Annotated in this window: 14 protein-coding genes; 9 read left to right on the top strand and 5 right to left on the bottom strand. The window is 63.0% G+C overall.

Features of this window, described 5'->3' with window-relative positions; genetic code table 11:
• From ACQ3I4_RS15930 to istA, 3 genes are all read right to left on the bottom strand, one after another.
• A partial coding sequence (locus ACQ3I4_RS15930) for a transposase (protein WP_430633347.1) occupies nucleotides 1-387 on the bottom strand: 387 nt, incomplete at its 3' end.
• Nucleotides 388-543: 156 nt separating this feature from the next.
• Nucleotides 544-1,368 (bottom strand): IS21-like element helper ATPase IstB, encoded by an 825-nt coding sequence (gene istB, locus ACQ3I4_RS15925; RefSeq protein ID WP_430633896.1) that lies wholly within the window; start codon nucleotides 1,366-1,368, stop codon nucleotides 544-546.
• Nucleotides 1,365-3,119, bottom strand: a complete 1,755-nt coding sequence (gene istA / locus ACQ3I4_RS15920) for an IS21 family transposase (protein WP_430633895.1) — start codon at nucleotides 3,117-3,119, stop codon at nucleotides 1,365-1,367. The genes istB and istA overlap by 4 nt, the downstream gene beginning before the upstream one ends.
• Nucleotides 3,120-3,653: 534 nt before the next feature.
• Between istA and ACQ3I4_RS15915 the strand changes: the two genes are divergently transcribed.
• The 7 genes from ACQ3I4_RS15915 (at nucleotide 3,654) to fabG (ending at nucleotide 10,908) form a co-directional block, all read left to right on the top strand.
• The gene (locus tag ACQ3I4_RS15915) at nucleotides 3,654-5,123 is read left to right on the top strand and encodes an NAD(P)/FAD-dependent oxidoreductase (protein WP_430633897.1); all 1,470 of its coding nucleotides are present in this window, start codon (nucleotides 3,654-3,656) and stop codon (nucleotides 5,121-5,123) included.
• Entirely contained in the window at nucleotides 5,077-5,904 is an 828-nt protein-coding gene (locus ACQ3I4_RS15910) for an FAD-dependent oxidoreductase (protein WP_430633894.1), read from the top strand. Before ACQ3I4_RS15915 ends, ACQ3I4_RS15910 begins: the two co-directional genes overlap by 47 nt.
• A gap of 248 nt (nucleotides 5,905-6,152) precedes the next feature.
• A complete protein-coding gene (locus ACQ3I4_RS15905) occupies nucleotides 6,153-7,007 on the top strand; it encodes a class II fructose-bisphosphate aldolase (protein ID WP_329864121.1) in 855 nt (284 codons plus the stop codon).
• Nucleotides 7,004-7,801 carry an HAD-IA family hydrolase gene (locus ACQ3I4_RS15900; RefSeq protein ID WP_329864123.1) on the top strand — a complete coding sequence of 266 codons (798 nt, stop codon included), beginning with the start codon at nucleotides 7,004-7,006 and terminating at the stop codon, nucleotides 7,799-7,801. Before ACQ3I4_RS15905 ends, ACQ3I4_RS15900 begins: the two co-directional genes overlap by 4 nt.
• A 16-nt stretch (nucleotides 7,802-7,817) precedes the next feature.
• Nucleotides 7,818-9,113: an ethanolamine utilization protein EutH gene (gene eutH / locus ACQ3I4_RS15895; protein WP_329864125.1), complete on the top strand. Its 1,296-nt coding sequence runs from the start codon at nucleotides 7,818-7,820 to the stop codon at nucleotides 9,111-9,113.
• Entirely contained in the window at nucleotides 9,113-10,075 is a 963-nt protein-coding gene (locus ACQ3I4_RS15890; protein ID WP_329864127.1) for a choline/ethanolamine kinase family protein, read from the top strand. The genes eutH and ACQ3I4_RS15890 overlap by 1 nt, the downstream gene beginning before the upstream one ends.
• Before the next feature lie 59 nt (nucleotides 10,076-10,134).
• Nucleotides 10,135-10,908, top strand: a complete 774-nt coding sequence (fabG, locus tag ACQ3I4_RS15885; RefSeq protein ID WP_329864129.1) for a 3-oxoacyl-ACP reductase FabG — start codon at nucleotides 10,135-10,137, stop codon at nucleotides 10,906-10,908.
• A gap of 65 nt (nucleotides 10,909-10,973) precedes the next feature.
• On the opposite strand, the gene ACQ3I4_RS15880 is transcribed toward fabG, so the two are convergent.
• Both ACQ3I4_RS15880 and ACQ3I4_RS15875 read right to left on the bottom strand, forming a co-directional pair.
• Complete coding sequence (locus tag ACQ3I4_RS15880) at nucleotides 10,974-11,912, bottom strand: LysR family transcriptional regulator (RefSeq protein WP_329864131.1); 939 nt, start codon at nucleotides 11,910-11,912, stop codon at nucleotides 10,974-10,976.
• Nucleotides 11,913-12,276: 364 nt separating this feature from the next.
• Entirely contained in the window at nucleotides 12,277-12,750 is a 474-nt protein-coding gene (locus ACQ3I4_RS15875; protein ID WP_329864132.1) for a class II fructose-bisphosphate aldolase, read from the bottom strand.
• A 163-nt stretch (nucleotides 12,751-12,913) separates the two neighbouring features.
• On the opposite strand from ACQ3I4_RS15875, the gene ACQ3I4_RS15870 reads away from it, so the two are divergent.
• Complete coding sequence (locus tag ACQ3I4_RS15870; protein WP_329864134.1) at nucleotides 12,914-13,210, top strand: GntR family transcriptional regulator; 297 nt, start codon at nucleotides 12,914-12,916, stop codon at nucleotides 13,208-13,210.
• Nucleotides 13,211-13,271: 61 nt separating this feature from the next.
• A protein-coding gene (locus ACQ3I4_RS15865; RefSeq protein ID WP_329863527.1) for an IS3 family transposase occupies nucleotides 13,272-14,419 on the top strand; the annotation gives its coding sequence in 2 pieces (ribosomal slippage) (nucleotides 13,272-13,545 and nucleotides 13,545-14,419; 1,149 coding nt in all).
• Nucleotides 14,420-14,448: the final 29 nt, after the last annotated feature.

The following is a 14,448-nucleotide window of genomic DNA, read 5'->3' as shown; positions in this document are numbered from 1 at the left end:
CATCTCATCGACACCGGTCAGGCGGCGCTGACGCTTCTTGACGATGACCGGTGAGAAGGTCCCTTCCCGGTCCCGCGGCACGTCCACCTCCACCGGGCCCGTGGTCTCCGTCAGCACCGTTTTTGGGCGCACGCCGTTGCGGGAATTCGCGGTCTGCTTCCCTGCCGTATCGTGCTTTTCATATCCGAGATGCTCGGTCATTTCCTCATCGAGCGCGGTCTCGATCACGGTCTTGGTCAGCTGCTTGAGCAGACCGTCCGGCCCGGTCAGGGACAGGCCCTGTTCCTTCGCCATTCTGACCAGCTCGCGCGCAGCGTCGCCCTCGGATACTTCTGTCTTCTTTTCAGCGGTTTTCGTACTCGGCACAGCCTCAAGTGTTGCGGCCATATCGGGCTCCTCCCCGCCAGGCTTACCGCCCGGCGTGTCGAGCCGGATACACCGTTATTTCCACAGTCCCAGGCAATCTCGTGCCCGTCGGCAAGTGTCGCTTGCCAGCGTGATGGGACCACCGTGTTGCCACGAGCATGGGACCACCTGGAGGTGTTACTGAGCATGGTGGGCCTCCGTGGTGGTGTCAACGCCGACACGGGCGCGTTGGCGGTAGGAGGGGCCCTCGACGACGAGGGTGTGGGCTCCTGAGGTGAGCCGGTCGACGGCGGACTGGGCGAGCAGGGCGTCGGTGGTCATGCCCAGCCACTCGGAGGGTTCGCGGTTGGAGACCCAGATCGTGGAGGCCTGGCGGTGGCGCTCGACGACGAGCTCGTAGAAGTCGTTGGTCTGGGTGGCGTCGAGCGGGCGGAGGGCGAAGTCGTCGATGATGAGCAGGTCGACGCCGGTCAGTCGGCGGATCTCGGCCTCGAGGGTGTTGTCCAGGCGGGCAGCCCGCAGCCGGGTGAAGAGCTTGTCGGAGCGGTAGAACGCCACCGTCATCCGGCGGCGGATGGCGATGTGCCCGAGCGCGGTGGCCAGGTGTGTTTTCCCGACCCCGACCGGGCCGAGGATCAGGACGCCGGTACGGGCCTCGGTGAACCGCAGGGTGGTCAGGTCCGACCACAGCATCCGGTCGTAGGACAGCTCGGGCTCGTCGTGCCAGGTCTCGAGCCGCATCGCCGGGTCGAGGCCGGCCTTGGCGGCGCGCAGCGTCGCCGAGCGGGACTCGCGGCGGCTGACCTCGTCGGACAGGAGCAGCTCGAGGAAGGTGGCGTGGCCCATCTGCTGCTGGCGGGCCAGGGCCAGGCGCTCGGGCAGGGTGTCCTTCAGGCCCGAGAGCTTCAAGGCCCGCAGGATCTTCGTCAGGTCGGCCCCGACCGGGTCGACCGGTCCCGTCGGCGCCGAGGCTGCCGGCCGGGTCGTCGGGGTGGGGGTCACTGGTTCTCCTCCTCGAGGTCGGTGGCGGTGAAGGCCTGGGCGGGCTGCCCGCCGCGGATCAGGGTCAGCGTGGCGGTCCCACCACCGGCAGCGGTGGTCCCACCAGTGGCAGCGGTGGTCCCACCGGTGGCCGGAGTGGTGGTCCTACTGGTGGCCGGGGTGGTGGTCCTACTGGTGGCCGGGGTGGTCCTGCGGGTGGCGAACTCGCCCGGGTCGCGGGCGAACCTGCCTGTCGTGGTCGTCCCGGCGGCGGGCAGGAGCGGGGCGGTGTCCTCGGTGGCCCGCTCGAGCATCGAGGCGATCTTGGTGACCGATACGACGTCGAGGTCCAGGGCCCGTGAGCACGCGGTCTCCACCGGCCCGGCACCGTAACGCCGGACCAGGCCCAGGAGGCGGTAGACGGTCCGCATCCTCGTCCAGGGCAGCGGCTCGTCCAGGAGCCGTTCGGCGTAGATTCCGATGTTGGGTCCGTGCCCGGCGCAGGTGGCGACCAGGCGGGTGAGGTCGCGCAGGGCGTAGCCGGACTTCTCCTCGGGCAGGTCGGCCTTGTCCGTCGAGCGGACCCCCGGCGCCTGCCTGGGGTGGGTCTTGACCAGGATCCCGTGGTGGTAGAGCTTGACCAGCTCGCTGTCCGCGCGCGCGGTCAGGCGCTGGCCGATGTAGTCACCGGGCACGGAGTACAACGACCGGGCGACCTCGACGTGGAAGTCGCGGTGGACCTTCACCTCCCGGAAGACCGGCACGTCGTACGGTGCGGGGACCGGCAGCAGCGCCGCCGCCTCGACCTCGGCGAAGACCTCGGCGGGGCGGGCCTGGATGGTGCCGTGGATCCGCATCCCGGCCCGCTCGGCGCACCACGCCACGGCGTGCTCCTGCGCCTGGGCAAGGTCGGTGAAGGTCTCCCCGGCCCAGAAGTTTCCCCGCACGTACTGCACCGCGCGTTCGACCCGGGGCTTGTCCTTCGGTGAGCGGACCCGGGCGGGGTCGGTGACGAACCCGGCGTGCTGGGCGTAGTCCAACCACCCCACGGAGAGCCTGGGGTTGACCGGGTCGGCGTCGGTGACGACCGGCTTGAGGTTGTCCGGGATCACCACCTTGAAGACCCCGCCGAAGAACGCCCAGGCCGCCTCGCAGCCGGCGATCACCGCCGCCAGGGTCTGGGAGTAGGTCAGCCAGACGAACATGTGCCTGGAGTACACGGCCGTGAGGATCAGCGCGTGGACCTTCCGCCGTCGCCCGTCCTCGGGGTCGCTCAGGTAGCCCATGTGCCCGAAGTCGACCTGCAGCTCCACGCCCGGCTCACCGTCGTCGACCCGCACGGTGGTGTCCTTGGCCCGGTACCCGCACCGCTCGGTGGCGAAGCGGTGCAGCGTCCGGTACGGCACATGGCAGCCCTGCCTGGCCAGGAGGTCGCGGATCTTCACGATCGTCAGCGCCTCGTTGTCCTTGCCCTCGCCCTTGACCCACGCCTTGATCTGCTCCTCGTGCCCCAGGAGCGCCTCCCAGGCGGCGCCGTGGCCGTTGGGCCGGGCCGGCCGCACCGCCGTGACCACAGCGGCGACCAGGTCATCATCGACCGCGTCGAACCCCGCGGAGCGCTCCAGCCCAGCGGCCTGCGCGGCAGCGACGTAACGGCGGGCGGTCTTGCGGTCCACCCCCGCCCGCTCCGCCACGGTGCGCAGCCCGGCCCCGTCGAGCCACCCGCGCAGCACTTCCTTGATCTCGATCACGCTGACCTCCCTGAATCCCACGCCCACGAACCTCCGCGCCGACAACACCGACACAGCCGATCCAACGGGCCATCGAACAGACCCCCGGCAAGGCGCGCCGGGCGGTCCCATGACTGGCGATCCAGGTGGTCCCATGCAACTGGCAGAAAACCGCTCAGACCGGTCCCATGCTCATGGCAGGCGACAGTCCCCAACCTCGCACGGCGACGAGGCGGTTCGCCAGCAGAGTTCCGCCACCGGAACCTACGGCGTGTCGGGTGGCGGCTCTCGCCGTAGCGCCGCCATGCGGCGGCAAGTTCGAGGTCTTTTCCAGCTCCCCGCGAGTGAGTTCACCGGCCTCGTCGACTTGACTCGCGCCGAGAAGTCCGGTTGATGGCGGGCAGTCATCGGCTTATGTCCCATTCCACGTATAGGGAGACCTGATAGATGGAAGCCCTCACGTCCAGTCTCTCGATTATTGGAGCCACTTTTCGCCGGTCTCGTTGACCGTGTCTATCTGGGGCTCCTATGATACTATGGTCCCGCATGTGGAGGCGTCGAGGGTGACGCCAACAAATAGGAGGTCTAGTGGTTCCGAGTCCAATGGTGGCCGAGGTCGAAAGTCCAGACGTTCTGATTATCGGAGCAGGTGTCGTCGGCACTTCGATCGCGATGGCGCTGTCCCACCTCGACGTGGACGTCGCCGTAGTCGAGCGTAGGCACGATGTCGGGGAGGAGGCGTCCCGGGCGAACAGCGGCATCGCGAACTGCGGCTGGTCGATGAGGCCCGGAAGCCTGGAAGCAGAACTCGTGCAGGCGTCGAGTGGTCGATGGGAGGACCTGTCCACGCGCTTGGGCGTCAAATTCCGTCGAGTCGGACTGACGCTTCTTGCCTTCACGAAGGATGAGGCCCAGCAGATCCCGCTGCTCGCCGACCGTGCCTCGAGCAACGGCGTTGCTGCTGAGATTGTGGAGGGTGCCGCGCTGGAAACAGTTGCTCCGCATGCATCGCCCGACGCAATGATCGGCTTGTTTGTTCCCGACGAGGGTGTCGTCGACTCGGTGCGACTGCCCGTCGCGTACGCCGAGTTGGCTGAGCGGAACGGTGTTCGCTTCTACCTCGGCGAGGCGGTCATCGGGTCTTCACGTAGCGGCGATCACGTCAGTGAGGTCGTCACAACGAAACGCCGCTTCCGACCTCGATTCGTTGTTAACGCAGCCGGTGTGGGGGCCGATCAGGTTTCGGATGCACTAGAAGGTGAGAACTTTTCCGTCACCGCCCGTCGCGGACAGTGGGTTCTCCTTGACAGGGAATTCGGGAAGTCTGTTCCATCGATTCTGACCGGGGTGCCGACCAATCTGGGTCATGGGCCGATGGTGATCCCTACGGCGCATGGCTCCGTACTTGTGGGTCCGGATGCAGAAGATCTCGAGCGAAAAGACGATAGGTCTACGACTATCGCCGGAATAGCTGACGTGGTAGCTCGTTGCCAGCGATTGATGCCAGCAATCGACACTACGTTCGCGATCAAGACCTTCGCCGGACTACGTCCGCATAGTGATCCGACGTATCGAGTGGGATGGTCGGATAAGAGCAGCAACCTGCTTCAAGTCGCAGGTATTCGCTCGACCGGCGTGTCTTCGTCGCCGGCGATGGGTGAGCATATTCGCGACGTGCTGATTTCCGCGGGCCTGAGTTCGCTCCCACGAACGGGTGCTCGGGACAGCTTGGACTACGCCCGGCCCCTCTGGTGGGACGGCGATGGTGAACGCAGCGCGCAGGATCCGCTCGGCCGAACGGTGATTTGCGCGTGCGAAAAGGTCACAGCGCGAGATATTCACCAGGCGCTGCAGGACCCGCTTCCGGCCACGTCCATCGGCGGGGTCGCACGGCGTACGCACGCGACCTGGGGGCGTTGTCAGGGCTCGGCCTGCCTGTCAGGCGTCGCATTCATCACATCGCTATATACAGGTGGTGCGGCATGGGAAACACCAATGCATGAGCCCGACTCCTCGATTGGCGTGGGGGAGACAAGTCGTGCGTGAGGTTGTCGTTGTCGGCTCGGGTCAGTCGGGACTGCTCGTCGCCCGGAAACTTGCAGCGGCGGGAGTAGGAGTCACGTGCGTCGAGCGCTTGCCCGAACCTGGTGGGCAAGAGCCCGAACCGGAAACGCGCCGCATGGCACAAGCCGCGGGTCGCGCAGGTGTGAAATGGCTGCTCGGCACTCTTGCCTTTGAATACCGGGACAGGTCGGTCCGGACCCTAGGAGTCAACGGCGCCCGAACATTGGCCGCAGAAGCGCTAGTGCTTGCCACGGGGAGCCGGCCCGCCACGAGGGCTGAACTCGGAATAGCGGGTGACCGCGGCGCAGGTGTGCTCCCGGGATCGGTGGTGCACCACTACCTCGACTCCGGCGTGCTCCCGGGTAGATATCCCGTCGTGGTGGGCGATGGTCAACTAGCTGCGACGTTGTGCAGTCAACTCCTGCGTTCTGGTGCCGCGCACGTGACATCAATCAGATCAAAGCCGGGCGAAGCGTCTGCGTTCCCTGGAACGCTGACGCACTGGAATTCCGTGCTCGAGGCGGTTGAAGGATTCCCGCGAACGGCTACGGCGATCGTTCGCCAGGCTGGAGAGTCGATCCGAATCCCGACGGACGCCGTAGTCCTCGCTGCCAGACGAATTCCCATGCGCAACGTTGAGAACGCCGTTGGCCCGAGTCGCGCGGTGATCGACTGCTTCAGTTCGGCGGATCCCAAGAGCGTCGAAGACGCGGAGGCCACAGCCGACGCAGCATTCCATCGCGTGCTGGCCGAACTTCAGTAAGAACATCTAAACGTCAGGAGACGAAATGCAAGTACTTTCTCCAGTTGGAAAGTTTCACGTTGGCATGGATGGTGTGCGTTTCAGAGGTTGGCAGCCGGTAGTCGACGTCTCAATGGGGGCATGGCGCTCCGAGGCAACACTGGATCGCAAGGATGTCGCCTATGTGGTGGCAGTAGTCGGAGTGCTGATCGGCGTTTTCGGGCTTGGACGACTGACGTCCCGAGGAATTCGGGCATAGGGGCATACCAATGGCGATTTCGACTCTGCGGCCCTTGCTCGAAAGAGCATCGGATGAGCGCTACGGCGTTCTGGCTATCAACATCGTGAACGAGCTCACCCTACGAGCGGTCATTGAGGCCGCCGAACTACGGCGTTCTCCCGTGATCGTGCAAACGTCCGTCAAGACCGTAAAGGCCCACGGCGTAAGAGAGACACTGTCCGCATTTCGTCATGCGGCAGAGAAATCCACAGTGCCCGTGGTGCTCCATCTCGATCACTGCACCGATCGAGAGGTGCTAAGCGCATGCCTCGATGCCGGTTGGAACTCGGTCCTCTTCGACGGGTCCGGTCTTTCTCTGGCGGAGGTCACACGCCAGACCATCGAGGTGGTGCAGGAAGCGCGCCGTCTTGGGGCGGACGTAGAGGGTGAGATCGAGGGGATCCAAGGGGTTGAGGACGGAGTTGGCAGTGACGACGCCCCCACCCTGTACCCCCTTGAACAAGCGGTGGAGTTCATTCAAACCACAGGTGTCGACTGCTTTGCGCCGGCGATCGGCAACGCGCACGGCAACTATCCGGAACTGCCCAGGCTCGACACGGAACGTGTAAGGGCGCTGGTGGGTGCTACGGGCAAGCCGATGGCCCTCCACGGAGGAAGTGGCCTTAGTGACGAGCAGTTCAACGAACTCATCGGCCTTGGCTGCTCGAAGGTGAACATCTCGACGGCACTCAAAGCCGCCTACATCGACGCTCACCGAGAGTTCATATGCGAACGGGAGCCAGATTATGAGCCCCTCAATCTGATGCGATATGTCGCCGACCGTGTCCGTGATGTCGCAGTAAACTACATCGACGTTTTCGGGAGTGCAGGTAAAGCAGAATGAACAGCCTAATATACGACTGCGACGGAGTGCTCGCGGAGACGGAAAGAGACGGACACCTCCGGGCATTCAATAAGATGTTCAAGGAAGTGGGGCTCCCCGTCGAGTGGACCGAGCGCGACTACGCCGACGTCCTGCAAATCGCCGGGGGCAAGGAGCGTCTCCGTTCCCTGTGCACTCCCGAGTTCATCGTCGAGAACAAACTTCCGATGGATTCTAGTCAATTAGACGCGGAGATCGCAAACTGGCACAGGGTCAAGACGAGAATCTTCCTGGAGATTGCAGCAGGCGATGGTATGCCGGCACGTCGCGGCGTCCGACGACTGGCGGAGGAGGCACTCGCGCGCGACTGGCGAATCGGTGTCGCCTCCACATCCTCACTTGAGGCTGTGCGAGCCATAGCACTGAAGTCGCTAGGCCCAAACATCGTTCGGGAAGCCGTTATCGTCGCGGGCGACATGGTGCCCAGGAAAAAGCCAGCGCCCGACGTTTACCTGAGTGCGATGGCCGCGCTAGGTGCAGCACCCGAAAACTCTGTCGCGGTGGAGGACTCTCGTATTGGAGTGACCGCTGCGTCCGCCGCCGGCATGGCAGTAATCGCGACGATAAGCCACTTCACCCGCGACGAAGACCTCAGCGTGGCGCAAATAGTCACCGACGAACTCGGTGAGCCCGGCGGAAGACCGCTCAAGATCCGAAGTAACGAAACGGGTCTGCCGGTGGAGGACCACATCTCGATCGATCACGCCGTCGCGTGCATCGAGGCACACGCCACGCTGCTACCGACGCAGCTCTAGCGGAAGGGCGCAGGACATGGAGATCATTAGCGACCTCGTCATCTACGTCATGATGGCGTTCGTGCTTATCGGCGCGATCGCCGCCATCAAGGACGATCAGAGCGGCCTGGGAAAAGAGTTCCTTCAGGGCATCCACTCCATCGGCTACCTCTTTATTCCGGTGGCGGGTGTGATGGCGGCACTGCCGTATCTCAGCACCTTCATCGAGAACGTCCTGGGGCCGGTGTGGTCGCTCCTGGGATCCGACCCCGCGATGGCCGCCACGACGTTTATCGCCAGTGACATGGGGGGCTATCAGCTCGCGGAGGCTACAGCGAGCACCACCGGTGACTGGATCACCGCCATGGTGACCGGTTTCATGGCAGGTGCCACGATCGTGTTCAGCATCCCCGTCGGATTGGCAATGTTGGCCCGTCGTGACCACAAGTACATGGCGCTAGGAATCATGTCTGGGATCTTGACGATTCCCGTCGGCGTCTTCATCACGATGATGATCGTCCTGGCGACAGGGGCAAAGATTAGAGGCGACGTAAACACGAGCGGACCTTCGGACACAGCAGTTGCTGGCCTCGATGTGGGCTCCCTAATCGGGAACATGGTGCCGCTAGTGATCATCGTGCTCGCGATCGCCTGCGGACTGAAGTTTCTCCCTGACCTCATGATCAAGCTCTTCATGGGGTTCGGCCGGTTCATCGACGCGGCGGTAAAGGTGCTCCTAGCGATCTCTATCGTGGAGTACTTCACTGGGGTCTTCTCGACGGTCTTCGGTTCGTGGGGATTTGGGGCGATCATCGCCACCCCGGAGGACCAGTTCCGGCCCCTCGAGGTCGCGGGTTACGTCGGCATCATGCTCGCAGGGGCATTCCCGATGGTGTACGCAATCCAGAAGTACTTGTCCAAGCCGCTGGCCGCGATCGGCTCACGCTTCGGCATCAGCGAGACCGGCATGGCCGGAATTCTGGGCGGCAGCGCCAACATCCTGGCGCTCTTCCACCTGATCCGGCAGATGCCGGCAAAGGACAAGGTCATGGCCATCGCCTTTGCGACGACAGGTGCCTTCCTGCTCGGTGACCACCTCTCGTTTACAGCGAACTTCCAGCCAACCTTGATCATGCCCGTTCTGGTCGGGAAGCTCATCGCGGCAGTACTAGCCATGATCGTCGCGTACTTCATCGCGGTGCCCACCGCGAAGCGCCTTGAGCAGGCCGAAGCGCGTATGTCGAACGAGACACCCGCGCAGGGGCCTGTCGATGTGGCGCTAGCCGTCCCGTACGCAGAGGGCTTGGCAAAGAGCAGAGAGTCGGTGGAATAGTGTCGATTCAGCAGCGCGTTCACCCGCCAAGCGTCGAATCAGCAATGACGTCGCTGTTCCCCGGAGCGTCGTGGAATGCGGAACCGCTCGACGGCGGGATGACTAACCGCAACTATCGGGTGGACGTACTCCTCGAGGACTCGTCTACGAAGACGTTCGTCGTGCAGGAGCAACTGCCTGGGGAACTGGCAAAGCGGGTCGGAATCAAGCGCGAGAACCAATTCCAAGCACTGAAGCAGGTCGCTGGGCTCGGCCTGGCTCCCGAGGTGGTATTCCATGACCCCGTAGCGGGCACCGTCGTCGTCGAGTACGTCCACGGAAAGTTGATCCGGGAAGTGGATGACCGCAGAACTGCGATTACCCATGTCGCTCGACTGCTTTCAGCGTTCCATGGGGCGACCCGAGGTGCCACCCTTGAAGGATTCGTGTCGGACCCGTACCACGGAACGCTTTGGCTTTATGACCAGGTCCAGCGATCTGCTCCCGGCTTGGCGGCCGAGTTTCGATGGGCGATCGAGGTGGTTGAGCGCATCAGGCGCTCTCGAGGCAGCTATGAACGCTCTCTTTGCCACGCGGACGTGTCAGACGGAAACGTGATCATCACGCCCCAGCGCGCAGTGCTTATTGACTGGGAGTATGTGGGGGCCGGAGACCCGTACTATGACTTGGCCGATTTCGCTGAAAAGGCACAGCTGAGCGAATCAGAAGAACATGCGTTGGTGGCCGAGTACGACGGCGGAGTCGAGAGTGGCAGCATGGCGCTAGTTAGGGTTTATCGCTTCGTCAGCATGCTTAGAGAGGGCCTTTGGTCAGTTCAAGCGGGAAGCACGGGCTTCATCGACTTCGACCACGCCAGTTACGCCGATGAATGCCTGTCGAGGATGACGGCGATCGCTGAGAACCCTACCTTCGGTGACTATGTCGCAGCGATTCACACCAGCACGATTGGAGCTGCAAGATAGCCCCGCGCGGCGGTGGCTTGCGAGCTCCCTAATCCGCAAATAGTTCCCGACTTGCTCGAATGGAGCGCGAAGTGTTCTCACTTGAAAACAAGGTGGCTGTCGTGACGGGAGGGGCGTCCGGTATCGGACGCGGAATCAGTGAAGTGCTCGCCCGTGCCGGTGCAACGGTTGTGATCGCAGACGTGTCTGACGACAAGGGCCGCGCTACAGCCAACGATATCGGGGGCGCTTTCGAGCATCTAGATGTCACGTCCGCACGTGAATGTCGGGAGGCGGTTGAGAACGTTGTGCAGCGATTCGGCAGGCTGGACATTCTATGCTCGAACACAGGCATCTACCCGCAGGCGCGACTCGACGACATTACCGAAGAAGAATGGGACAGGATGCATCAGGTCAACCTCAAGGGGACGTTCCTGATGGTCCAGGCTGTGCTTCCACAAATGCGCACGCGCAAGTCGGGGCGCATAGTCATTACGTCCTCCATCACGGGCTCCGTCACCGGATATCCGGGTTGGTCGCATTATGGAGCGAGCAAGGCGGGGCAGCAAGGATTCATGCGGAGTGCCGCACTGGAATGTGCGACCGACGGCATCACGATCAATGCTGTTCTCCCCGGTAACGTCCTCACCGAAGGCTTGCAGCGACAAGGGGAAGCATACCTGGAGCAGATGGCCCGGAGCGTCCCCATGCGTGAGTTGGGCCGGCCGGCAGACATCGGGCACGCCGTCACTTTCCTCGCGTCGGAGGAGGCTCGTTACATTACGGGTCAGACCCTCGTGGTTGACGGCGGGCAGATCCTTCCGGAATCGCCAGAGGCTCTGCTCGGATCCTGAGTGTCGAGATAACCGGCTCGAGACGTGGCAATGCTTGCCGCACGGCAGCGCCAAGCATTGCCACGCTATCGGGGTGTATCTATCAGCTCGGTGCGTGAAAGGTGTGCGCGGAGGATTGATTCGAAGTACTGCTCAGCGGGACTGACCGTCGACCGCGAAAGGCGGATAAGACTAACCTGCCGAGGGGATTGCGGAACGCCCGCCACTTGGAACGACACAACTTCGCCGCGCCGCCGCTCATCGGCGATCGTGTGCGTGGAGACAAAACCTACGCCGCTGCCTCTTCTCACAGCTCGTTTCAGTGCATCGACGGACCCGAGTTCCCAGACTCTGCGAAACCGATAGTCGCTGCCGTCAAGCAGGTGGAGAGCGTACTCACGTGTGCTTGAACCAGCTTCTTGAACCAAGAGCGTAAGGCCGTCCAGAGCTGACGCCGAGATTCTCGCGGTGGAGGAGAGTTCCAGCAATTGAGGACCAACGATGCCAACGATCTCGTCTGGGCCGACTGGGACGCGTTTGAGTCGATCGTCAGGAATGTCACCGCACGTGACGGCGCACGTCACTCGCCCTGAGAGCAGCCATTGGTGGACCTGGGCAGTTGAGCCCACTGAGACCTCGACGGCAACGTCCGGAGAGTGTCGTTGGAAGCGCTCGAGAACGTCCGGCACGATGTACGTGCCAGGCACGGAAGAAGCCCCCAGTCTTAAGATGCCGGTCCTTAGGCCGGCACGAGCCGCCAGCGCCGACTCGCCCGCCATAAGATTGGCCAGAGCTTGCGCGGCGTAGGCCGCAAGCAGTTGACCGGCGGTCGTCAGCTTGAGTGAGCGACCATGTCTAGCAACAACCGGTTCACCAGCTGCGAGATTGATCCGTCTGATGTGCTCGCTTGCGCTGGGTTGACTCAAGCCTACTGCGGCCGCCGCTTGAGAGAGATTCTCGGAACGCTCAAGCTCCACCAAGAGGCGCAGACGGGTGGAATTCCAGGTATCAAGTAGCGAAGGCACTGAGCGTTCCTCCGTCGGTAGCTGTCGGGCGCCTTCTACACCCGAACGGGCGATGCTCGCAGCTTGCATCGTACTGTGGCTGGAGCGGGCGGCGGTCGCAGTCGGGGCGGCCGTGCTTACTGGGTCTTCGCAATGAATCGAGACCCCACCACGCCCTGATCATCGGCCGAGTGCTTCGCCGTCATTGGATCGTTCGTGGTCGCCGACGCAGACGCGCCGCGGGAGCCTGGAGGCCCTGCGTCGACCGGAGGTGTGCACGTCGTCGTGTCGTAGGTGCGGTCGCCCATTACACCTGAAGCCACAGAGCCGGTCGTTGCCTATGGGGCGATTCCGTAGTCGGGCGCCTCGTCCCACGCGGACGGCCTCAGATTCTTGCAGGAACAAGACGCCAACGGCGTTGCAGAATCGCTCTCAGGAGGCTGTGTTCTTGCAGGAACAGCGCATTCTCGGCATCGACGCCCGCTGCGTGAGCCTCCTTGACGACTTCCGTCGTCTCACGCTCTGCGTCAGCAAGATCACGGTCAGAAGCATCGAAGAGAACCGATGACCACCCGGCGGCAATGACGTCAGAGAGGACAGAACGGTCCGGGCAGTGATCCAAGTGGAGCGCGACCGGCACGGATGTGTGCCGCGTGAGCGCCTGGAAAAGGCTCGTGATGAAAGCGGTCCCCGAGGTGCGAACAGTCTTTGTCGAGATCTGGACAATCAGAGGCGAGTCCTTCTCCTCCGCTGCGGCGATGACCGCGCGCATGCTGATCTCGTCGAAGACGTTCACAGCGGGAACCGCGTATCCGTGCTTCCGCGCTCCCGTCGTGAGACGACGAGTTGATACGGCCATAGTCCGATCTCACTTCCTTGTGTCAGGCTCTGCCTCAGCGAGCTCCGGCCAGAACATCTTTCGTTCCGGTCCTTTTAGTCGAGAGTACATGGCTATACAACTCTATACAAGACGGACTAGGTAAGATCATGTGGAAAGTTTTGGAGGCATAAAGATGACGGACGTGATTGAGCGCGACTCAGCGACACCGATCTATCAGCAGCTCGAGGACATCTTTCACGCGAAGATCGCCAGTGGTGAGTGGGCACCCGAGCACCGCATCCCGTCGGAGAACGAGCTGAACCGGGAGTACAGCCTGAGCCGCATGACGATTCGTCCGAGCACTTCGAGCTGCTCACGGATTCCTTTGTATACAGGAGAGACCGCGTTGATCTTTTGCGGGGCGACGAACGTGCCCTTGCCGGCAACGCGGATGAGCAGACCATCACCCGCCAGTTTGTTTGGTTGGGTCCCCGGGTAGGAGTCCGGTGACTGTGTGAGTTTCGCATCCGATAATGGGTGCAGGAGGAAATTCACAGATTATGGCACGTAGGCATACCCCGGATCAGGTCGTCGCGAAGGTCCGGCAGGGGCAGAAGATGCTCAATGACGGCAAGCCGATGATCGAGGTCATCAAGGAGCTGCAGGTCACCGAGGCAACCTGGTATCGGTGGCTGCAGCAGTACGGTTCCGAGCAGAACGCAGCCCAAACCAAAGCGGTCAAGGACTTGGAGAAGGAAAACGCCCGGCTGAAGCGGTTGCTGGCCGAGAAGGAACTGGCCATCGACATCCTGAACGAGGTGGCTAAGGGAAAATTCTGAGCCCCGAACCTCGCCGCCGGGCAGTGCGCATGGCGGTGGAGAAATTCGGGGCGTCCGAGAGATTCGCGTGCAAGGTGCTGGGGCAGAACCGTTCCGCGCTGCGCAAGTCACGCCCAGCGGTCAGCTTTGAGGAAGCCCGGCTACGCGCGGCGTTGCGGGCCATCGCCGGGGAGCATCCGGCGTGGGGGTGGCGGAAGGCCCGCTGGCGCCTGCTGGCCCAGCCGGAGTGGGCTGGCGTGGTGCTCAACGCTAAGCGGGTGCGCCGGCTCTGGCGGGCCGAGGGACTGACGTGCAAGCCGAAGGCGCGTAAGCGTCGCCGCACCGGGCCCGGCGCCGGGGAGCAGAAGCGGCTGAAGGCCGAATACCCGATGCACGTGATCAGCTTCGACTTCCAATCCGATGTGACCTCCTGTGGGCGGCATGTCCGGTTCTTCAACGTCATTGACGAGTACACCCGCACCGCCCTGGCGATCGTTCCGCGCAGGTCCTTCACCGCCACCGATGTGGTCGCCGTCCTGGAGGACATCATCGCCGAAACCGGTGTCACGCCAACCTATGTGCGCTCCGATAACGGGCCGGAATTCACCGCCGCAGCGCTGGTCAACTGGTGCGCCACTGCCGGGGTAGATACGGCGTTCATCGACCCGGGATCCCCGTGGCAGAACGGGTTCGCCGAATCATTCAACGCCCAATTCAGAAGGGAACAACTCACTGGGGAAATCATCGACACCATGGCCGAAGCGAAGTACTTGGCCGACGAGTGGAAGGACATCTACAATCATGAACGGCCCCACGGATCCCTCGACGGCATGACGCCGAAACAATACTGGGACACCTGGACGCAGAAAAATCAACTAGCTATCGCATAGCCACTGGACTGCTAACCGGGACCCAATCA

Source organism: Zafaria sp. Z1313, from assembly GCF_050563205.1.
Classification (GTDB): domain Bacteria; phylum Actinomycetota; class Actinomycetes; order Actinomycetales; family Micrococcaceae; genus JAZDCJ01.
The sequence above is the reverse complement of the archived record's forward strand: the minus strand, read 5'-3'. Positions and strand labels throughout refer to the sequence as shown.

Excerpts from the sequence above, each read along its gene's own strand:
- ACQ3I4_RS15910 (WP_430633894.1), top strand. The coding sequence starts at position 5,077 with ATGAGCCCGACTCCTCGATTGGCGTGGGGGAGACAAGTCGTGCGTGAG.
- ACQ3I4_RS15905 (WP_329864121.1), top strand. The coding sequence starts at position 6,153 with ATGGCGATTTCGACTCTGCGGCCCTTGCTCGAAAGAGCATCGGATGAG.
- ACQ3I4_RS15900 (WP_329864123.1), top strand. The coding sequence starts at position 7,004 with ATGAACAGCCTAATATACGACTGCGACGGAGTGCTCGCGGAGACGGAA.
- eutH (WP_329864125.1), top strand. The coding sequence starts at position 7,818 with ATGGAGATCATTAGCGACCTCGTCATCTACGTCATGATGGCGTTCGTG.
- fabG (WP_329864129.1), top strand. The coding sequence starts at position 10,135 with ATGGAGCGCGAAGTGTTCTCACTTGAAAACAAGGTGGCTGTCGTGACG.
- ACQ3I4_RS15875 (WP_329864132.1), bottom strand. The coding sequence starts at position 12,750 with ATGGCCGTATCAACTCGTCGTCTCACGACGGGAGCGCGGAAGCACGGA.